Origin of the sequence: Isoptericola sp. NPDC057559 (assembly GCF_042801555.1) — a bacterium.
In the GTDB taxonomy this organism is placed as follows: Bacteria; Actinomycetota; Actinomycetes; order Actinomycetales; family Cellulomonadaceae; genus Isoptericola.
Window position 1 is genome coordinate 1 of record NZ_JBHVFQ010000043.1, and the last position, 20,725, is coordinate 20,725.

The following is a 20,725-nucleotide window of genomic DNA, read 5'->3' on the forward strand; positions in this document are numbered from 1 at the left end:
CTCCCCGCCGTCCGCGAACGGCACCGCGCGGACCTGCGCGGCCTCGCCCAGGGCGGCGCGGGCCCCGGCGGCGAGCGCCTCGGCGACCTGCGTCGCGGTGGCGCTGCCCTTGAACGAGTCGGGCGCGACCACGACTCGCGGCGGCCGGTCGGGCCGCCCGTCGGGTGCGGGGGCCGGGGCGGGGGCGGTGTTCTTCACGTCCTCGTGCACGGTGGTCGAGGCTAGCGGCTCGGGGCCGCCGGGGTGCGGGGCGTCTCGCGACGGCCCCGCACCCCGCGGGTGCGGCCCGGTCAGCCCTGCGTCTTCTCGCGGTCGGCGAGCGCCGTCTGGTACTCGTCCCGGATCTTGTCGCCGCCGCCCTTGGCCCACGCCTGGGCGGCGGGCTGCCAAGCGGTGACCTTCTGGCGCCCGGCGAGGATGTCCGTCTCCACCGACCCCAGCTTCTCGCCGATCTGCCCGCCCTTGCGGCTGGCCGTGTCGCTGAACAGGCCCTGCACCGGGTTCTTCACGCCGGGCGGCACCACCTGCGCCTGCGCGTCGTGCTCGGCCTGCGCGACGTCCGGGTCACCGGCCTGGAAGTTCACCCACGGACCCTCGACCACGTACTTGAGGCCGAGCTGGACCTCGGTGCGGCCCTTCTCCGTGGGCACCGGGTCGGTCCCGTCCAGGTCGTAGTGCACGCCCTCGACGCCGTACGTCTTGAACAGGTGCTCCTCGGTGCCGAACGGGGCGGCGAGGTAGTTGATCACGTCGAGCAGCGCCTCGGCGCGGTCCGCCGACTTCGCGCTGATCGACGTGATGTTCTGGACCGGCGGACCGAGGTGGATGCCCGCGGTACCCCCGCCCTCGGCGAGCGGCGGCGGCACGACGGCCAGCGTGAAGCCCTTCCCGAGCGGGTAGTTCGAGAAGTCCGGCCAGGCGCTGAACGTGTCGTCGAGGAAGCGGATCGTGCCGTTCACCAGCCACGTCTTGCGCTGCGGCTGCGCGGCGGTGACGCCGTCGGGGTGCACGAACCCGTCGGCGACGAGCCGCCGGGCGGCCTCGAGCGCGTCCTGCTGGCGCTCGTGCAGGTTCGCGCTGGTGAGCGTGCCGCCCTCCTCCGACCAGCCGTTCGGGATCTCGTACATCTGCCGGATGAACCCGAGCGGCACCCGGCCGAGCGCCCAGGTGTTCCCGCCGGAGAGCTCCTTGCACAGGGAGTAGAACTCCTCGAACGACGTCACCTGCGGGTCGATGCCCTCGGACTCGAAGAAGTCCTGCCGGGCGTACATCACGCCGCTCTGCGCCGGGCCGCGCGGGACCGGCACGGCGAAGACCTTCCCGTTGAAGACGCAGGACTGCCAGCTCTCGGTGGGGATGTTCGCCAGGAACGGGTACTTCGCCACCGCGTCGCCCGCGAGGAACGGGGTGAGGTCGACGGCGCGCTCCTCGAGGAGGCTCGGCAGGCCGGGGATGTCCCCCGAGAACATCGCGAAGATGTCGGGGAGCTGGTCGCCCGCCACCGCGGTCTGGAAGCGGTCGGAGTAGTCGCCGCTCGGCGTGAGCGCGACCGACAGCCCGAACCCGAGCCGCTCGTTCAGCTCCTGCCAGTAGGCGTTCTTCTCGAGCTTGGGCGGGGCGGGGGTGTTCGTCATGACGAACACGCCGACGTCCTCGCCGTCGCCCGGCTGTCCGCTGGTCGCCTTCTTCGGGCTCGCCGGGTACCGCAGCATGGTGTCGGGGACGCCGTCCGTGCCCTTGATGTCCATGGGCACGCCGGTGTACGGGATGTACTTCGGCAGCACGGACGAGTTCTGGGCCGCGGAGACCGCGCCCACGCCGCCGCGGCCCTCGTTGCTGCAGCCGGCGGACGCGAGGAGGGCGAACGCGCCCACCCCCAGGCCCCCGAGCAGCACGTTCCGCCGGGAGGGCTCGCGGCCGATGGTACGGATGTCAGACATGACAACTCCTCGTCGAGTGAGGTCGAGCGTGATGGGTCGAGGTGGTGCGTGGTGCCGGCGCGCGGCGGGCGGGGTCAGCCCTTGACCGCGCCGGTGAGCATCCCCTTGGCGAAGTGCCGCTGCAGGAACGGGTAGACCAGGAGCACGGGCACGACGGAGACCACGAGGATCGCCATCTGCAGGGAGGTCTGCGGTGGCAGGGACGAGGCGTCGATGCCCAGGTCCTGGGAGCCGAGCTGCGCCCCGTCGACCACGTAGGTGCGCAGCACGAGCTGCAGGGGCCACTTGCTCGAGTCGGAGATGTAGAGCAGGGCGCTGAAGAAGGCGTTCCAGTAGCCGACGCCGTAGAACAGGCCCACCACCGCGAGCACCGGCTTGGACAGCGGGAGGCCGATGCGGCGGAAGAGCTGCCACTCGGTGGCGCCGTCGATGCGGGCGCTGTCGATGATCTCGTGCGGCAGCTGCACGAAGAACGCGCGGACGACGACCACGTTGAACGCCGAGACCGACGTCGGGATGACCAGCGCCCAGAGGCTGTCGAGCAGCCCGAGCCGCTGCACCACCAGGTAGCTGGGGATCATGCCCGGGCTGAACAGGAGGCTGACCAGCACCAGGAGCAGCATCGTGCGGACGCCGAACGCGCCGCGGCGGCTCAGTGCCCAGCCGAGCGTGGTCGTGAGGGCCAGGCTGATCGCGGTGCCCACGACGGTGACGAGCACGCTGACCCACAGGGCCTGCGTGACGACGCCGCCGGCGAAGATCATCCGGTAGGCGCCGAGGTCGATCCCCGTCGGCAGGAGGACGAAGCCGCCGGCCTCGGTGACCTGCTCGGGGGTGGCGAGGCTGGTGGAGACGATCCCGACGAACGGCAGGATCACCAGCGCGCACGCGACGGTCAGGATGACGCCCTTGGCGGTGCGCTCGACGGGGCCGGGCATGGCGACCCCGTCGACGACGGCGCGACGGCGACGCCTGCCGCCGGGTGTGCGCGGGGCGGCGGGGCCGACGGCCGTGGGGCCGGCGGGCTCTCGGGTGATGGTCATGCGCGGTAGACCCCTTCCTCGCCGAACGCGTGGGCGACCTTGTTCGCGACGAGCACCAGCACCAGGCCGATCACGCCCTTGACCAGGCCGACGGCGGCCGCCACGCCCCAGTACCCGCCGACGACGCCCTGGTTGTAGACGTAGGTGTCCAGCACCTGGGAGACGCCGAGCCCGACGGCGTCCTGCTGGAGGATGAGCTGCTCGAAGCCGACGCTGAGGGAGTCCCCGAGCTTGAGGATGAGCAGCATGATGATGATCGGCCGCATCCCCGGCAGGGTGATGTGCCAGGTCTGCCGCCACCGGGTGGCGCCGTCGACGGCCGAGGCCTCGTAGAGCGACTTGTCGATCCCGGCGAGCACGGCGAGGAAGAGGATCGTCGCCCAGCCGGTGTCCTTCCAGATCACCTGCGAGGTGATGAGCCCGTAGAACGCGTCCGAGTTGCCGATGACGTCGATCGGCTGCCACCCGTGGGCGCGCAGGAAGTTGTTGATCAGCCCGGCCCCGCCGAGCACCTGCTGGAAGACGGCGACGACGATCACCCAGGACAGGAAGTGCGGCAGGTAGAGCACCGACTGCACCCACTGGCGCACGCGGTTCGAGACCAGGCTGTGCAGCAGCAGCGCGAGGACGATCGGCGCGGGGAAGACGAGCACCGTCTGCAGCAGCGTGATGACCAGCGTGTTGCGGAGCGCGCTCAGGAACTCCGGGTCCCCGGAGAACAGGATCGAGAAGTTCTCCAGGCCCACCCACAGGCTGCGCCCGATGCCGAGGTAGGGCTGGTAGTCCTGGAACGCGATGACGTTGCCGCCCAGCGCCAGGTACTGGAACACGATGACGACGAGCATCGCCGGCAGGGCCAGCAGCAGCACCGCCCGGTCGCGGACCATCCGGCGCCACCACGGGAGCGGGGGGCGGGGGGCGCCCGGTGCCCCGTCGGACCCGGGTGCGGCCTCGGGCCGGTGCCGGGTGCCGGCCTCCTCGAGCGCCGTCATCCGTCCCCCCGGGTCAGGAGGGGTGGGCGTGGTGCCATGGGTCGGTCCTCTCGTCGTCGAGCGGGCGGCATCGGACCTCGACGTCCGCAGGTCGCACCGGTGCGAAAGTGATCGATCACTTCCAGGGCGACACCGTAGGAGGTGATCGATCACACCGCAACCATCTCCCCCGAGCCGATCCCCTCCGCGGCGTGCCAGAATGACCGGGCGGCGCCTCGAGGGCGGCGCGGTGACCAGCAAGGACGTGCCATGGCGGAGCAGCAGTCGGGACGGGAGCGGCGCGCGACGATCTGGGAGGTCGCCAAGGCGGCCGGGGTCTCGCACCAGACGGTCTCGCGATACCTGCGGGACGACCCCCGCATGCGCCCCGAGACCATCGAGCGCGTGAGCCGCGCCGTGGCCGAGCTCGACTACCGCCCCAACCTCACCGCCCGGTCGATGCGCACCCGCCGCAGCGGACGGGTCGCCGTCCTGCTCCCCGCCGTCGCCACCTACGGTCCGCCCCAGATCCTCGGCGGCGTGATGGAGGTGGCCCACGAGCACGGGTACACGATCGAGGCCTTCAGCGTCGAGGGGACGGCCGCGGAGCGGTTCGACCGGGTGCTGGAGCTGGCCGACTCCGGCCAGGTGGAGGGCGTCCTGGCTCTCGCGCCGCTCCCGCCGGGCTCCTCGCACCGGGTCCCCGCGCGCGCCGCGATCGTGGCGTCGGCGGACTACGACGACCGCTTCCGCGGCGTCGGGGAGCTGGCCGACGGCTCCCCCGTCGCCGAGATCGTCGAGCGGCTGGCGGCGCTCGGGCACCGCCGCTTCCTCCACGTGACCGGCGCGCTCGACTTCGCGTCCGCCCGCGGGCGCCGCGACGTCTTCGAGGCGACGATCGACCGCCTGGGGCTCGGCCCGGCGCTCGTGCACGAGGGCGACTGGTCCCCCACCTCCGGGCGGGAGGCGGTCCTGGCGCTGGCGGAGCACGACCGACCCATCGCCGTCGTCGCGGCCAGCGACACCGTCGCGGGCGGCGTGGTGCAGGGCGCCCGCGAGCGCGGCTGGTCCATCCCCGGCGACCTCAGCGTGACGGGCTGGGACAACAGCCTCCTCGGCGCCTACCTCGAGCCCACCCTCACCACCGTCCAGGTGGACCACCGGCGGCTGGGGCGGGCCGCGATGGCCCGGATGGTCGCGACGCTCCGCGACGAGCCGGCACCCCCGCCCCCCGAGGGCACCCTCAACACGATCATCTGGCGCGGGTCGACCGGTACCCCGCGGAATGAGCGGGATCCGCGGGCGGGCACGTCCTAGGCTGCTCGCTGTGACCACCCCCACCCCGCCCCGCACCCCGTCCGCGATCGACGCCGTGGCCGACGGGTACGTCGCCCGGTCCGCCGAGCTCGACCCGCTGCTCGCCACGTCGATCGGGCTGTCCGGCCACGACCACCGGATGACCGACCTGTCCCCCGCCGGCCACGACGCCCGCGCGGAGAGCGACCGCGCGGTGCTGCGCGAGCTCGACCGGGCGGAGCGCGACGGCGGCCCGCTCGACGACGTCGACCGGGTCACGCTCGCCGCGATGCGCGAGCGGGTCGGGCTGCAGCTCGAGCTGCACGACGCGGGCGAGCCGCTGGCCAGCCTCAACAACATCGCGTCCCCGGTGCAGGAGCTGCGCGACGTCTTCGACCTCATGCCCACGGGCTCGGTCGAGGCCTGGGAGAACGTCGCCGCCCGGCTGGCCGCCGTCCCGGACGCGATCGACGGCTACGTCGCCTCGCTGACGGAGGCCGCCCGCCGCGGGCAGGTCGCCGCGATCCGCCAGGTGCGCGAGGGCGTGTCCCAGTCGCGCGAGCTCGCCGGCGACGACTCGTTCTTCCTCGGCCTGGTGCGCGGCGAGGACGCCGCCGCGGTGCTCGACGAGTCGGCGGCCTGCAGCCTGGTGCGCGCCGAGCTGGAGCGGGGCGCCACCGCGGCCCGCGCCGCCTACGCCCGCCTGGCCGACTTCCTGGAGGGCGACCTCGCCCCGCGGGCGCCCGAGGCCGACGCCGTGGGTCGCGAGCGGTACGCGCGCTTCTCGCGCGAGTTCCTCGGCGCCGAGGTCGACCTGGACGAGACGTACGAGTGGGGCCTGGACGAGCTGGCCCGGATCGTGGCCGAGCAGGAGGCCGTGGCCCGCCAGATCGCCGGGGCCGGCGCGAGCGTCGAGGACGCCGTCGCCGCGCTCGACGCCGACCCGGCCCGCACCCTGCACGGCACGGACGCGCTGCGCCGCTGGATGCAGGAGACGGCCGACGCCGCGATCGAGGACCTCGCCGGCACGCACTTCGACATCGAGGGCCCCGTGCGCACCATCGAGTGCCGCATCGCCCCCACCCAGACCGGCGGGATCTACTACACGCCGCCGAGCGACGACTTCTCCCGCCCGGGTCGCATGTGGTGGTCGGTGCCCGCCGACGTCACGGAGTTCAACACGTGGCGCGAGAAGACGACCGTCTACCACGAGGGCGTGCCGGGCCACCACCTGCAGTGCGCGGCCGCGGTCGTCGCGCGCGACACGCTCAACTCGTGGCGCCGCCTGATGTGCTGGGTCTCCGGGCACGGCGAGGGCTGGGCCCTGTACGCCGAGCGCCTCATGGCCGACCTCGGCCACCTCGACGACCCGGGCGACCGCTTCGGCATGCTCGACGCGCAGCGGATGCGCGCCGCCCGCGTCGTGCTCGACATCGGCGTCCACCTCGGCAAGCCCGCGCCCGAGCGGTGGGGCGGCGGGACCTGGGACGCCGAGAAGGCGTGGCCGTTCCTCCGGGCGAACGTCAACATGCCCGAGTCGTTCGTGCGGTTCGAGCTCAACCGCTACCTCGGCTGGCCCGGCCAGGCCCCCTCGTACAAGGTGGGCCAGCGGCTGTGGGAGCAGGCGCGCGACGACGCCCGGTCGGCGGCCGGCGCCCGCGGCGAGGAGTTCGACCTGCGGGCGTTCCACGCCCGGGCGCTGAGCCTCGGCTCGGTGGGGCTCGACGTCCTCACGGGCGCGCTGGGCGACCCCCGCGCCTGAGCGCGCGCACCCCGGCCCCGCATCTCCTCCGGCATGGAAGGCATCCTCACCGGGTTCGCGATCATCGGCGTGGTCATCGCCGTCGGGTACGTCGCGGCGCGCCTGCGCCTCGGCGGGCCCGACGCCCGGACCGCGCTGAACCGGATCGGGTTCTTCGTCGCCAGCCCGGCGCTGCTGTTCACGGTCATCGCCCGCGCCGACGTCGGCGAGCTGTTCCAGGCGCCGCTGCTCGTGCAGGCCGTGGCGGCGGTGGCGGTGGCCGGGGTGTTCGTCGTCCTCAACGCGCTCTGGCTGCGGCGCCCGGCCGCGGAGGCCACGATCGGCGCGGTCTCGTCCGGGTACGTCAACGCCAACAACATCGGCCTGCCGGTGGCGGTGTACGTGCTGGGGGACCCGGCCGCCGTCGTGCCGGTGATCCTGCTGCAGCTGCTGGTCCTCGCGCCCGTGACGCTGCTCGTCCTGGACGCCCAGACGTCCGGGCGGGTGTCGGTGCGGTTCGTGCTGAGCCAGCCGGTGCGGAACCCGATCATCCTCGGCTCGCTCGCGGGCGCGGTCGTCTCGCTGACGGGGTGGACCGTGCCGGCGCCCGTCCTCGCGCCGCTGGAGATCCTGGGCGGCGCCGCCGTCCCGATGATCCTGCTGGCGTTCGGGATGTCGCTGCACGGGTCGCGCCCCTTCCAGCAGCCCGGCGGCCGGACGGCCGTGGTGGTCGCGTCCGCGCTCAAGGCGGTCGTCATGCCGGCCCTCGCGTTCGTGCTCGCCCGGTACGTCGTCGGCCTCGACGACGCGGAGGTCGTCACGGCCGTGACGCTCGCCGCGCTCCCCGTCGCGCAGAACGTGTACAACTACGCCGCGCGCTTCCGTACCGGCGAGATGCTCGCGCGCGACACGATCCTCGTGACCACGCTCGCGTCCCCGGTCGTGCTGCTCGTGTCGAGCCTGCTGCTGCACAGCGGCTGACGGCGGCGCGGTGGGTAGGGTGCCACCCGTGCCTACCGTGAGCCTCGTCCTCGCCTCCCAGTCCCCCGCCCGCCTGGCCACCCTGGCATCGGCCGGGGTCACGCCCGAGGTGGTCGTCTCCGACGTCGACGAGCCCGCGGTGCTGGCGGCCGCGCGCGCCCGGGCCGAGGGCGACCTCGACCCCGCGGACGCCGTCCTCGTCCTCGCGCAGGCCAAGGCGGAGGTCGTGAGCCGGCAGGTGGAGGACGAGACGTCCGCCCTCGTGCTGGGCTGCGACTCCATGCTCGAGCTCGACGGCGAGATCGTCGGCAAGCCGGTCGACGCCGACGACGCCCGCCGCCGCTGGCGCGCGATGCGCGGCCGGTCGGGCGTCCTGCACACCGGCCACTGGGTGGTCGACGTCCGCGACGACGAGGACGGCGGCACGGGCGCCACCCTGGGCGCGTCGTCGGCGACCACCGTGCACTTCGCCGACCTGGACGACGAGGAGATCGACGCGTACGTCGCCACCGGCGAGCCGCTGCAGGTCGCGGGCGCGTTCACCATCGACGGGCTCGGCGGTCCCTACGTCGAGCGCGTCGAGGGCGACCACCACGGCGTCGTCGGCCTCAGCCTGCCCCTGCTGCGCGAGCTGCTCGGCGAGATCGACGTGGCCTGGCGCGACCTGCGCGGCTGACCGGCCGCCCACCCCGCCGGGCCTGCCGAAACCACCAACACGGGGCGCGTCACCCGCCCTCTACCCGCCGAGTCCATGTGGGATCCCTCCAAACGGCTCCGATCGGCGTTGGTACCCGGCACAGACTTCGGCGCGGGCGCCCCGCGGGTGCCGGAGGACGGCGGACCACGCGTTACCGTGAGCCGTGCCCACCATCAGCAAGGTCCTCGTCGCGAACCGCGGCGAGATCGCCGTCCGCATCGCCCGTGCCTGCACCGACGCCGGTATCGCCTCCGTCGCCGTCTACGCCGACTCCGACCGGGACGCCCTGCACGTCCGGCTCGCGGACGAGGCGTTCGCGCTGCAGGGCCAGCGCGCCGCCGACACCTACCTCGACGTCGACAAGCTGCTCGACGTCGCGCGCCGCTCCGGCGCGGACGCGGTGCACCCCGGGTACGGCTTCCTGTCGGAGAACGCCCAGTTCGCCCAGGCGGTCCTCGACGCCGGCCTGGTGTGGATCGGCCCGCCGCCCGCGGCGATCGAGTCCCTCGGCGACAAGGTGAGCGCGCGCCACATCGCGAAGGCCGCCGGCGCGCCGCTGGTCCCCGGCACGTCCGACCCCGTGAACGGCGCGGACGAGGTGCGCGCCTTCGCGGCGGAGCACGGCCTGCCGATCGCGATCAAGGCGGCGTTCGGCGGCGGCGGCCGGGGCCTCAAGGTCGCCCGCAGCGCCGACGAGATCGACGAGCTGTACGAGTCCGCGGTGCGCGAGGCCGTGGCGGCGTTCGGTCGCGGCGAGTGCTTCGTGGAGCGCTTCCTCGACCGCCCCCGGCACGTCGAGACGCAGTGCCTCGCCGACGCGCACGGCAACGTCGTGGTGGTCTCCACCCGCGACTGCTCGCTGCAGCGCCGCCACCAGAAGCTGGTCGAGGAGGCGCCCGCGCCGTTCCTCACCCCGGAGCAGGAGGCCGAGCTCGACCGCGCGTCGCGGGCCATCCTCACCGAGGCGGGCTACGTCGGCGCCGGCACCTGCGAGTTCCTCGTCGGCACCGACGGCACCCTGTCCTTCCTCGAGGTCAACACCCGCCTCCAGGTCGAGCACCCCGTGACCGAGGAGGTCACCGGCATCGACCTGGTGCGCGAGCAGCTGCGCATCGCGGCGGGCGAGCCGCTCGGGTACGAGAGCACCACGCCGCGCGGCCACTCCTTCGAGTTCCGCATCAACGGCGAGGACCCGGCGGCGGGCTTCCTGCCCTCCCCCGGCACCGTCAGCACCCTGCGCTGGCCCAGCGGCCCCGGCGTGCGCGTCGACACCGGCGTCGTCGAGGGCGACACGATCTCCGGCGCGTTCGACTCGATGATCGCCAAGCTGATCGTCACCGGCGCCACCCGCGAGCAGGCGGCGCAGCGCGCCCGCCGCGCGCTGCGCGAGCTCGAGGTGGCGGGCATCCCCACCGTCGTGCCGTTCCACCGCGCCGTGATGGAGGCCGAGGACTTCGTCCCGACCGACGGCTCGCCGTTCCGCGTGCACACGCGCTGGATCGAGACGGACTTCGCGGACGAGCTCAGCACCCTGGCCCCCGCCCCGGCCCCGGTCCCCGACGCCGACGACGCGGAGGAGCAGCTCGCCGAGCGCGTCGTCGTCGAGGTGGGCGGCCGCCGGCTCGAGGTCGTGCTGCCCGCCGGCCTCGGCGTCGCCGCGGGCCGCGCGCGCCGCGCGAACGCCGCCCGCCGCCCGGCCCGCCGCAACGGCTCGCGCGCGTCCGCCGCCGCGAGCGGCGCGACCCTCGCCTCCCCCATGCAGGGCACCATCGTCAAGGTCGCCGTCGAGGACGGCGCCCAGGTGGCCGAGGGCGACCTCGTCGTCGTGCTCGAGGCCATGAAGATGGAGCAGCCGCTGCTGGCGCACAAGGCCGGCACCGTGCGGTCCCTGTCCGCCGCCCCCGGCGCGACCGTCACCGCCGGCGCGGCCATCTGCGAGATCGTCGACTGACCGAGGCCGTCGAGGCGCGCGCCGAGGCGGTCCGGAGCTCGACTACCTCGGCGGGTCGGGAACCACCTCGGCGGGCTCGGCAGGCTCTGCGGGCTCGACGGGACGGGAGATCGCGGCGAGCGACCGTCGCGCCGACGGCACGGACAGCACCGCGGCGACGAACGCGGCGAGCAACGCGCCGGCGACCACCAGGAGCACCTGCACGGACACGCGGTCGGCGAGCGGGCCGAACACCACCATGCTCAGCGGCATGGCCACGGTCATCACGATGCCGACGAAGCCGAAGACGCGCCCCTGCATCTCGGGCTCCACCGTCTCCTGCAGGATCGCCATGCTGGGCGCGGACATCAGGGTGAACATCACGCCGATCAGCAGGCCGAGCACGAAGAACACCCACATGTTCGTGGACAGGCCGAGGCCCACCGTGAAGACGCCCGCGCCGAAGGTGGTGCCGACGATCAGCGCCACCCGGTTCGTGACCCGCGTGCCGACCAGCGCCATCGCGAGCCCGCCCGCCAGCATGCCTGCCGCCCAGAACACCTCGTTCGTGGTGAGCTTCCAGACCTCGTCGCCGAACGTGCGGGTCACCATGAGCGGCGTGAGGTACGACGGCGCGCCGATGAGCACCATCGTCACGGCGAAGATCGTCATGAGCCACTTCACCGCCCCGTGGCCGCGGATGTACCGCACCCCGGCCGCCAGGTCGCCGAAGTAGGTGGGCCGCTCCGCGGCGGCGCCGGCCGCGTCGTGCCGCACCAGCCGGGGCACCCGCACGAGCAGCAGCATCCCGACCCCCAGCAGGGCGGTGACCACGTCGACGAAGAACACCGCGACGATGTCGAAGCTCGCGTAGATCGCGGCGGCCAGCACGGGGGCGAGCAGCATCATCCCGGACTGGATGGACTGGTTGATCCCGTTGATGCGGATCAGCTGGGCCGCCGGCACGATCTGCGGCACCATCGCGTTCACCGCGGGCGTCTGGATGCCGGCGAACGTGGAGCGCACGGCCAGCGCCACGTAGATGAGCCACAGGTCGTCGACGCCGGAGAGCATGAGCAGCGCCAGGCCCAGCGTGATGGTCGCGATGGCGCTGTCGGCGCCGATGATGAGCAGCTTGCGCGAGTGCCGGTCGGCCCACACGCCCCCGAAGATCGACATGAACGCCTGGGGCAGCATCCCGAACACGATGCTGAGCATCAGCACCGACCCCGACCGGGTGACGATCGTCAGGTGCCACATCACGGCGAACTGCACGAGCATCGACCCGAGCAGCGACACCGTCTGGCCGGTGAGGAAGATCGCGACGTCGCGCTTCCAGCCGGGCAGGCCGTCGCCGGGGTCGACGGCGGTGTCGTGGCGGTCGTCGGGGCGGCCGTCGGGGCGGCCGTCGGGGGCGGTGGTCACGGGGTCGTCCTCCATGGGTCGGGAAGACGGACGGCGGGGGCGGAAGTCATCGGTGCCGGCGTCGCTCACCCGGCCATCGTCGCCTGTAGCCTGTCGGCGTGCCCAGCCCTTTCCCTCCGCGCGAGACGCTCCACCGGCACCCCGGGGACGGCTGGGTGACCTGTGGCGACCACCGGCACTGGGGCCTGCACGGCGCCGCGGGGCTGCTGCTCGCCCGCCGCGCGACGCCCGGCGGGGCCGGGCGGGTGACGGACGTCGTGCTGCAGCACCGCGCGCCGTGGTCCGACCAGGGCGGCACCTGGGGCGTCCCGGGCGGCGCACTGGCCCCCGGCGAGACCCCGGTCGACGGCGCCCTGCGCGAGAGCCTCGAGGAGGCCGCCGTGCCGCCGCGCGCGGTGCACGTGCTGGGCACGCACGTGCTCGACCACGGGCCGTGGGCCTACACGACGGTCCTCGCGGACGTCGTGCCCGGGGCCGACGTCGCGCCGTCCGCCGCCGACCCCGAGAGCCTCGAGGTGCGGTGGGTGGCCGTCGACGAGGTCGCGGCCCTCCCCCTGCTGCCCGCGTTCGCGGTGGCCTGGCCGGCCCTGCGCGCGCGGCTCGACGGGACGGCCGGCCTCAGCCGCTGACGCGCGGGCTCAGTCGGCGACCTGCGGGCCGGACTGGCCGTGCAGCACGCGCGCGGCCTCCGCGATCGAGCCCGACAGCGACGGGTAGACGGTGAACGCGTCCGCGACGTCGTCGACCGTGAGCCGGTGCGCGACGGCGAGCGTGATCGGGAAGATCAGCTCGCTGGCCCGCGGGGCCACGACGACGCCGCCCAGCACGACGCCCGCGTCGGGGTGCGCGAAGAGCTTCACGAAGCCGTCGCGCATGCCGAGCATCTTGGCGCGCGGGTTGCGGGCCAGCGGCAGCGTGGTGGTGACGTAGCGGTGGCCGCGCTGGCGCAGCTTCTCCTCGCTGAAGCCGACGGTCGCGATCTCGGGGCCGGTGAAGATGTTCGCCGCGACGTGCCCCAGCTTGAGCGGGGCGACGGCGTCGCCGAGGGCGTGCGACATCGCGATGCGGCCCTGCATGGCCGCCACGGACGCGAGGGGCAGGACGCCGGTGCAGTCGCCCGCGGCGTAGACGCCCGGCACGGACGTCCGCGAGACGCGGTCCACCTCGACGTGGCCGCTGGCCGCGAGGCGCACGCCCGCCTCCTCGAGCCCGAGCTCGTCCGTGGAGGGCACGGCGCCGACCGCGATGAGGACGTGGGAGCCCTCCACGACGCGGCCGTCGGAGAGCGTCACGGCGACCCCGTCGGCCGTGCGCTCGGCGGAGGCGGCGCGCGAGCGGGACATGACGGTCATGCCGCGGGAGCGGAAGACGCCCTCGAGCAGCTCGGCCGCGTCCATGTCCTCGCCGGGCAGCACGCGGTCGCGCGAGGAGACCAGCACCACCTGGGAGCCGAGCGCCTGGTACGCGCCCGCGAACTCGGCGCCGGTGACGCCGGAGCCGACGACGATCAGCCGCTCGGGGAGCTCGGTGAGCCGGTACAGCTGCGTCCACGTGAGGATGCGCTCACCGTCGGGGACGGCGGTGGGCAGCGTGCGGGGCGTGGCACCCACGGCGAGCAGCACGGTGTCGGCGTCGAGCGACGTCGTCTCCCCCGCCGCGCCGGTGACCACGACGCGCGACGGCCCGTCGAGCCGGCCGGCGCCGGCGACGATGTCGACGCCCTCGCGCTCCAGGCGGGCGTGGATGTCGCGCGACTGGGCGTCCGCGAGCGCCAGCACGCGGGCGTTGACGGCCTTGAGGTCGACGAGGTCGCGCCGCTCCCCCGCGGGGGCCTCGCCGCGGACCCCGAGCTCGGGGCCCTGCTCCGCGGTGGTGAACCACTCGGCGGTGGCGATGAGCGTCTTGGACGGCACGACGTCGGTCAGGACGGCGGCGCCGCCGAGGCCCTGCCGCTCGACGACGGTCACGCGGGCACCGAGCCGGCGGGCCACGAGGGCGGCCTCGTAGCCGCCCGGGCCGCCGCCGACCACGACGACGTGCGGGGCTCGGGGGTCGGTCTCGGGGACGCCGGGGGTGGGGGCGATCGACGAGGCCGAGGTGTCCGGGGTGGTGTCCGGGGAAGGGGTGTTCACGGTGGGCACGGGTGCCATTGTGTCAGGCCCCCGGGTCACCTGCGCCGGCGCGGCGCGGCGCCCTCGCGCGGACTACCCTCGGGACCATGAGCACCACGAGCCGCAGTGTCGGGGACCTCGACGACCCGACCACCGACCCGTTCGACGTCGCCCGCGCGGCGGCCGACCACATCGCCGAGGCGACGGGGGTGCCCGGCCACGACGTGGCGCTGGTGCTCGGCTCCGGCTGGGGCGGCGCCGCCGAGCTGCTCGGCGACGTCGTCGCCGAGATCCCGACGCACGAGATCCCCGGCTTCTCGCGGCCCGCCGTCGCCGGGCACGCCGCCACCACCCGCTCCGTGCGCGTCGAGCGCCCCGACGGCGCCGTGCGGCACGCGCTCGTCATCGGCGGCCGCACCCACCTGTACGAGGGCAAGGGCGTGCGCCGCGTCGCGCACGGCGTGCGCACCGCCGCCGCCACCGGGTGCGAGACGGTCGTCCTCACCAACGGCTGCGGCGGGCTGCACATGGCGTGGCGCCCCGGCCAGCCGGTGCTGATCCGCGACCACATCAACCTCACCGGCACGTCGTCCCTCGAGGGCGCGACGTTCGTCGACCTCACCGACCTGTACTCCCCGCGGCTGCGGGAGATCGCCCGGACCGTGGACCCCGAGCTGCCCGAGGGCGTGTACGCCCAGTTCCACGGCCCGCACTACGAGACCCCGGCCGAGGTGAAGATGGCCGGGCTCATGGGCGCCGACCTCGTCGGCATGTCCACGACGCTGGAGGCCATCGCCGCGCGGCACGCCGGCCTGGAGGTGCTCGGCGTCTCCCTCGTGACGAACCTCGCCGCAGGCATCAGCCCGCAGCCGCTGTCGCACGAGGAGGTGCTGGAGGCCGGGCAGGCCGCCGGCCCGCGCATCAGCGAGCTGCTCGCCCGCATCGTCACGGCCCTGTGACGCCCCGCGAAGAGAGAGGTCAGCGATGAGCCTGGACACCGACGACCCGGCCTTCGAGCCCGCCGCGAGGTCCACCGACCTGTCCGCGCTGCTGGACCAGGTGGAGCGCTGGATCCGGCACGACGTCGACGACGACGACAAGGCTGAGCTGTCGCGCCTCGCCGAGCAGACGTCGTCGCCGCGCGCGAGCACCCGCGAGCACGCGGTGAGCCTGCTGCGCGACCGGTTCGACGGCCACCTGGAGTTCGGCACGGCCGGCCTGCGCGGCGCCATGGCGCCGGGCCCGAACCGCATGAACCGCGCGGTCGTGACGACGGCGGCGGCCGGCCTCGGCGCCTACCTGGCGACGCGGCTCGGGCCGGGCGTGCCGCCGCGCGTGGTCGTCGGGTACGACGCGCGCGACCGCTCGTCGACGTTCGCGACCGACACGGCCGCCGTCCTCACGGCGGCCGGCGCCGAGGTGCTGCTCCTGCCGTCGGCGCTGCCCACCCCGGTGCTCGCGTTCGCGGTGCGCCACCTGGGCGCCGACGCGGGCGTCATGGTGACCGCGAGCCACAACCCGGCACGGGACAACGGCTACAAGGTCTACCTGGGCGGCCGCGTGGTGACCGACGCCGGCCAGGGCGCGCAGATCGTGCCGCCGCACGACGCGGGCATCGCCGAGCGCATCGACGCCGCCGGTCCCGCGTCGGGCGTGCCGCGCGTCGAGACCGGATGGACGGTCCTCGGGCGCGAGGTCGTCGACGCGTACCTCGCGTCGGTGCGCGCGCTCGCCGAGCGGGCCGGGACGTCGACCGGGCCGGCGGAGCGGGCAGCGCTGCGCATCGTCACGACGTCGCTGCACGGCGTCGGCGGCCGCGTGCTCGCGCGGGTCCTCGCGGACGCGGGCTTCACCCAGGTGCAGCCCGTCGAGGAGCAGCTGCACCCCGACCCCGCCTTCCCCACCGTCCGGTTCCCGAACCCGGAGGAGCCCGGCGCGATCGACATGGCCGTCGCGCTCGCCGAGGCGCACGCCGACGTGGTCATCGCGAACGACCCCGACGCCGACCGGTGTGCGGTCGCGGTCTACGACCCGAGCCACGGCACCCACCAGGGCGCCGAGACGGCCCGCTCGCACGGCTGGCGCATGCTGCACGGCGACGAGGTCGGGGCCCTGCTGGGACGCGAGGCGGTCCGCCGCATCGCGCGCGGCGACGTGCCCGCCCCCGAGGGGTCCGACGGCCCGGTCGTGGCCTGCTCGGTGGTGTCCTCCCGCGTGCTGTCCTCGATCGCCGTGCGGTACGGCGTCGGGCACGCGACCACGCTCACCGGCTTCAAGTGGATCTCGCGGACCCCGGGGCTCGTCTTCGGCTACGAGGAGGCGCTGGGCTACTGCGTCGACCCGGCGCGCGTGCGCGACAAGGACGGCCTCAGCACCGCGGTGCTGGTGGCGCTCCTCGCCGCCCGGGAGAAGGCCGCGGGCCGCACGCTGGTCGACGCGCTCGACGACGTCGCCCGCGAGAACGGGCTGTTCGTCACCGACCAGCTGTCCGTCCGCTTCGACGACCTGTCCAAGATCCCCGAGACGATGGCGCGGCTGCGCTCGGCGCCGCCGCGCACCCTCGCCGGGGCCGGCGTCGCGCAGGTCCTCGACCTCGGCGACGGCATCGACGGGCTGCCGCCCACCGACGGCATCGTGCTGCTCGGCGGGGACGACACCCGCGTCGTCGTGCGGCCCAGCGGCACCGAGCCGAAGGTGAAGTGCTACCTCGAGGTCGTCGAGCCGGTCGACCCGGACGCGTCCGCCATCGACGTCGGCAGGATGCGCGTCGCGGCGCACCGCAAGCTCGACCGGATCAAGGTCGACCTGCGGGCGGCGCTGGGGCTCTGACCGGCCCCGCGCCCGCTCAGCCGACCAGCGCGGCGTCGTCCCGCTCGACGGCGGCGGCCCAGTCGCGCTTGCTCGCGCGCCAGCCCTCGTCGTCGCTGCCGCGGCGCCAGTAGCCCGACGCCGAGAGCAGCTCGCGCGGCACGCCGAGCTCGGTGCGCACCCAGCGGCGCAGGTCGCGCACGCAGTCGGCCTCGCCGTGCAGGAAGACGTGCGGGGCGCCGGCGGGGAACCCCCCGGCGGCGGCCCGCACGACGCCGGCGAGGTCGCCCGCGTCGGCGTCGCGGTGCACCCAGGTGACGGTGAGGTCCGCGGCCGTCTCGAGCGGCTGCTCGTCCTCGGGGCCGGGCACCTCGACGACGGCGTGCGCGACGGCGCCTGCCGGCAGGGCCTTCACCGCGGCGGCGATCGCGGGCAGGGCGGACTCGTCGCCGACGAGCAGGTGCCACGGCGCCGCGGGATCCGGGGCGTAGCCGCCGCCCGGGCCCATGAACGTGACGGGCTCCCCCGGGCGCACGCGCGTGGCCCACGGGCCGCCCACGCCCTCGTCGCCGTGCACCACGAGGTCGAGGTCCCACTCCGTGCCGGCCGGCGTGTCCCGCACCGCGCGCACGGTGTACGCGCGCAGCAGCGGGCGCCCGTCGGCCAGCTCGCCGAGCACCAGCTTCACGTAGCTGTCCGTGTGCGCCGTGGGGTCGAGCGGGGCGAGCTCGGGACCCGTGAGCGTGACCCGCACGAGGTGCGGCGAGAGCCGGCGCACGGCCGAGACGGTCGCGTGCCGCGGGGTGCGCTTGCGGGCGGGAGGGGTGGTTGCCTCAGGCTGCGTGTCAGACATGGTGAGGCGAGCCTAACTTCCGCACGGCACCGCTCCCGCTGTGAGGTCCGTCACCCCTCCCGGTCGGCGCTCACTCGACGGCGTCGTCCAGGCGCTCCCGCCGGGCGGTGCCGCCCAGCTCCGGGACGAGCCCGAAGTCGGTGAGCAGCTCGCCGATCTGCGTGCCGTCGAGCCGCCGCAGCAGCCGCTCGCGCAGGAACCGCGGCCCCGGCAGGTCCACCTCCTCGCCGTCCCGCAGCCGGCTGGTGGCCTTGAGCAGCGTCCGCACGTCGTAGGTGGAGCCGAACACCTCGGGCACGCCGCGCTCGACGTCGAGCAGCCGGTACGCGGCCTCCATCCCCGTGCGCACGGAGTACTCGGTGGTGAAGATGCAGTCCCGGCTCGTCTCCGCGAACTGGCCGATGAAGGCGAAGTTCACCGCGCCCTCGGGCACCACGTCCGGCCGGTCGCCCGCGTGCCGCGGCATGAAGAACGACGTCACGTACGGCATCATCACCGGCACCGTCCTCGCCCCCGTCGCGGCGAGCTCGTCGATCTGGTCCACGGGCACGCCCAGGTGGTAGAGCCACTCCCGGGTGATCTCCTCGCCGGTGCACTCCTGCATGGGCTTCTCCACGTAGTCGCCCGGGCGGTCGACGAACAGCGAGTACACCCACACCACGACCTGGTCGGCGGGCTGCTGCTTGAAGTGCGGCTGCCGGTTGACCGTCCAGCTCAGCAACCAGCTCGAGTCCTTCGCCGTGACGATGCCGCCGGTCACGACCTTGCCGCTGAACGGGTCGCGCTTGCAGACCTTCTGGATGTACCCGGGGATGCGCGGGTCGAGCGTCGTGACGGTGGCCGACTCCCACTTCGTGGCCGCGACGTCGCCGCCGAAGACGTCCGGGTGCCCGAAGGAGGGGTCCTTCGCCGCGATCCGGCGCCACAGGTCCCACGCGGGCGCCGGGCCGGTGTCCAGGCGGGCCGGCGTGTGGTGGTCGCCGTTGTCGGAGTTCTCCGTGAGGGAGCCGATGGTGGCCAGCACCAGGTCGTCCTCGCCGAGGTCGACCCCGCCCGCCTCGCCGTCGGACACCCAGTGGACGCGCGTCGCCACCTTGCGGCGCACGCCGTCGTCGCCGGGCGCGACCGCGTAGTCGATGTCCGTGACCTCGGTGGAGAAGCGGAACGTCACGCCCTGGTCGAGCAGCCACCGGTACAGCGGCAGCACCAGCGACTCGTACTGGTTGTACTTGGTGAACTTCAGCGCCGAGAAGTCCGGCAGCCCGCCGATGTGGTGCACGAAGCGGTGGATGTACAGCTTCATCTCCAGCGCGCTGTGCCACTCCTCGAAGGCGAACATGGTGCGCCAGTACAGCCAGAAGTTGCTGTCGAGGAACTCACGGCCGAAGACCTCGTCGATCCGCTTGCCCTCCATCTCCTCGCGGGAGGCGAGGAAGACGCTCACGATGTCCTTCTGCGCCTTCTCCGACAGCGCGAACAGGCCGTCGGTGTGCGCGTCCTGGCCGCGGTCCACGGTGGCGCGCTGGAGGGAGAAGTTCGGGTCGTCCTTGTTGAGCCAGTAGAACTCGTCGAGCACCGACGCGCCCTCGACCTCGATCGACGGCACCGACCGGAACAGGTCCCAGAGGCACTCGAAGTGGTCCTCCATCTCGCGCCCGCCGCGGATGACGAACCCCTTCTTCGGTTCCTTGATGCCGTCGAGCGCTCCGCCGGGCAGCCGCAGCCGCTCCAGGATCGTGATCCGCTCCCCCGCGAGCTGCCCGTCGCGGACCATGAACGCCGCCGCCGACATGGACGCGAGCCCCGCGCCCACCAGCCACGCCGTCTTGTCGTCCACCCCCGCCGGCTTGCGCGGTCGGGCGAAGGCCTCGTAGTTGCCGTTGCTGTAGTACACCCGCGGTCCCTCCGGTCGGCGCGACGGCCCGGTCCGCGGGCCTCGGGTCGAGCCTCTGCCGGATCGGCGCGGACCGCGACCGGTACGCGACGGCGGCGCGTCAGGCGCGCGCGAACCGGCGGACGGCGGCCGCGACGAGGCCCGCGGCGAGGGCGACCACCACGACGGACGCCGTGCCCGGGGAGCCCGCGGAGCCGGCCTGGTGCAGCAGCCACCCCGCGGCGGCGACCACGAGCCAGCCCCGGAGGTACCAGGCGCCGAGGACGAGCATCGACATGTCGCCGTTCGGCGTCATCATCGGCGTGAACAGCCCCGGCGGCGCGGCGGTGGCACCCGCCACCCAGACGCGCACCCCCAGCGCGGTCACGACGACGGCGAGGACGACGAGGGCGGCGTCCGCCTCCACCGCCCCGGCGCCCCCCACGACCTCCCCGACGGCCGTCCCGACGACGGCGGCCAGCAGCCCGACGGCCCCCGGCACCGCCGCGTGGCCGGCGACGGCGGCCGTCGTCGTCCCGGGCAGGAGGGCGCCCGGCTGGGGCTGGGCGGCGTAGGCGTGCAGGCCGTCGGCCCACGTCCGGGTGGCCGCGTAGAGGGCTGCCGCGCCGACGACGGTGACGAGCGCAGGGCCGCCGTCCGCCCCGAGCCGCACGAGCAGCGCCCCCGCGCACCCCGCCACGAGGGAGCCGGCCAGCGCGGCGGGGCGCCGGCGCAGCCCCAGCAGGTCGCGGGCCGCCAGGGGCGCCCGGGCGGTCAGCCACCGCGGGAGCGTGGCCGCGCGGCCGGCGTACGCGCGGGGGCCGAGCACGTCCCCCACTGCGCCGGACTCGCCGCCCACCAGACCGCGCGCGGCCGTGACGGTGCGGGCCTGGCCCGCGGCGGCGCGGTCCACGTCGACCCCGTCGGGCAGGACCCGCAGCACGAGCGCGGCACAGGCCAGGCCGACGAGCCCGGCCAGGACGGCACCCGCGGCCGCGGCCGCACCGGGAACCTGGGGCAGGGCGGCCCCCGCTCCGGCGCCCGCCGCCACGGCAC

At 74.6% G+C, this 20,725-nt stretch carries 17 protein-coding genes; 8 read left to right on the plus strand and 9 right to left on the minus strand.

Going from position 1 to position 20,725, the window contains the following annotated elements; genetic code table 11:
* The 4 genes from ACFU5J_RS21135 to ACFU5J_RS21150 all read right to left on the minus strand — a co-directional run.
* The coding region (locus ACFU5J_RS21135) for a glycerate kinase (RefSeq protein WP_430580028.1) at positions 1–210 on the minus strand (210 nt) is incomplete at its 3' end.
* A gap of 80 nt (positions 211–290) precedes the next feature.
* Positions 291–1,940 carry a hypothetical protein gene (locus tag ACFU5J_RS21140; RefSeq protein WP_430574939.1) on the minus strand — a complete coding sequence of 550 codons (1,650 nt, stop codon included), beginning with the start codon at positions 1,938–1,940 and terminating at the stop codon, positions 291–293.
* Between the two features lie 74 nt (positions 1,941–2,014).
* Positions 2,015–2,983: a carbohydrate ABC transporter permease gene (locus ACFU5J_RS21145; protein ID WP_430574938.1), complete on the minus strand. Its 969-nt coding sequence runs from the start codon at positions 2,981–2,983 to the stop codon at positions 2,015–2,017.
* Entirely contained in the window at positions 2,980–3,975 is a 996-nt protein-coding gene (locus ACFU5J_RS21150; RefSeq protein ID WP_430580029.1) for an ABC transporter permease, read from the minus strand. Before ACFU5J_RS21150 ends, ACFU5J_RS21145 begins: the two co-directional genes overlap by 4 nt.
* 249 nt (positions 3,976–4,224) lie before the next feature.
* Between ACFU5J_RS21150 and ACFU5J_RS21155 the strand changes: the two genes are divergently transcribed.
* The 5 genes from ACFU5J_RS21155 (at position 4,225) to ACFU5J_RS21175 (ending at position 10,620) form a co-directional block, all read left to right on the plus strand.
* A complete protein-coding gene (locus ACFU5J_RS21155) occupies positions 4,225–5,271 on the plus strand; it encodes a LacI family DNA-binding transcriptional regulator (protein WP_430574936.1) in 1,047 nt (348 codons plus the stop codon).
* Between the two features lie 10 nt (positions 5,272–5,281).
* Positions 5,282–7,012, plus strand: coding sequence for a DUF885 domain-containing protein (locus ACFU5J_RS21160; protein ID WP_430580030.1), 1,731 nt, complete (start codon positions 5,282–5,284; stop codon positions 7,010–7,012).
* A 33-nt stretch (positions 7,013–7,045) separates the two neighbouring features.
* Positions 7,046–7,972, plus strand: coding sequence for an AEC family transporter (locus ACFU5J_RS21165; RefSeq protein WP_430574934.1), 927 nt, complete (start codon positions 7,046–7,048; stop codon positions 7,970–7,972).
* Positions 7,973–8,000: 28 nt separating this feature from the next.
* Entirely contained in the window at positions 8,001–8,648 is a 648-nt protein-coding gene (locus ACFU5J_RS21170) for a Maf family protein (RefSeq protein ID WP_430574933.1), read from the plus strand.
* 184 nt (positions 8,649–8,832) lie between these two features.
* On the plus strand, positions 8,833–10,620 hold the full coding sequence (locus tag ACFU5J_RS21175) for an acetyl/propionyl/methylcrotonyl-CoA carboxylase subunit alpha (protein WP_430574932.1): 1,788 nt from the start codon (positions 8,833–8,835) through the stop codon (positions 10,618–10,620).
* 42 nt (positions 10,621–10,662) lie between these two features.
* Here ACFU5J_RS21175 and ACFU5J_RS21180 read toward each other — a convergent pair whose 3' ends face one another.
* Positions 10,663–12,024, minus strand: coding sequence for an MFS transporter (locus ACFU5J_RS21180; RefSeq protein ID WP_430580031.1), 1,362 nt, complete (start codon positions 12,022–12,024; stop codon positions 10,663–10,665).
* A gap of 98 nt (positions 12,025–12,122) precedes the next feature.
* Here ACFU5J_RS21180 and ACFU5J_RS21185 point away from each other — a divergent pair, with 98 nt between their 5' ends.
* On the plus strand, positions 12,123–12,653 hold the full coding sequence (locus ACFU5J_RS21185) for an NUDIX domain-containing protein (RefSeq protein ID WP_430574930.1): 531 nt from the start codon (positions 12,123–12,125) through the stop codon (positions 12,651–12,653).
* 9 nt (positions 12,654–12,662) lie between these two features.
* Here the strand turns inward: ACFU5J_RS21185 and ACFU5J_RS21190 are convergent, their stop codons facing one another.
* Positions 12,663–14,108 carry an NAD(P)H-quinone dehydrogenase gene (locus tag ACFU5J_RS21190; protein WP_430575366.1) on the minus strand — a complete coding sequence of 482 codons (1,446 nt, stop codon included), beginning with the start codon at positions 14,106–14,108 and terminating at the stop codon, positions 12,663–12,665.
* 134 nt (positions 14,109–14,242) lie between these two features.
* Between ACFU5J_RS21190 and ACFU5J_RS21195 the strand changes: the two genes are divergently transcribed.
* Complete coding sequence (locus ACFU5J_RS21195; RefSeq protein ID WP_430574929.1) at positions 14,243–15,094, plus strand: purine-nucleoside phosphorylase; 852 nt, start codon at positions 14,243–14,245, stop codon at positions 15,092–15,094.
* A 25-nt stretch (positions 15,095–15,119) separates the two neighbouring features.
* Complete coding sequence (locus ACFU5J_RS21200; protein WP_430574928.1) at positions 15,120–16,964, plus strand: phospho-sugar mutase; 1,845 nt, start codon at positions 15,120–15,122, stop codon at positions 16,962–16,964.
* A gap of 16 nt (positions 16,965–16,980) precedes the next feature.
* Here ACFU5J_RS21200 and ACFU5J_RS21205 read toward each other — a convergent pair whose 3' ends face one another.
* The 3 genes from ACFU5J_RS21205 to ACFU5J_RS21215 all read right to left on the minus strand — a co-directional run.
* On the minus strand, positions 16,981–17,796 hold the full coding sequence (locus tag ACFU5J_RS21205) for a siderophore-interacting protein (protein ID WP_430580032.1): 816 nt from the start codon (positions 17,794–17,796) through the stop codon (positions 16,981–16,983).
* A 70-nt stretch (positions 17,797–17,866) separates the two neighbouring features.
* Positions 17,867–19,690, minus strand: a complete 1,824-nt coding sequence (locus ACFU5J_RS21210) for an oleate hydratase (protein WP_430580033.1) — start codon at positions 19,688–19,690, stop codon at positions 17,867–17,869.
* 100 nt (positions 19,691–19,790) lie between these two features.
* Positions 19,791–20,725 (minus strand): hypothetical protein (locus ACFU5J_RS21215; RefSeq protein WP_430580034.1); only part of this gene is annotated, 935 nt, incomplete at its 5' end.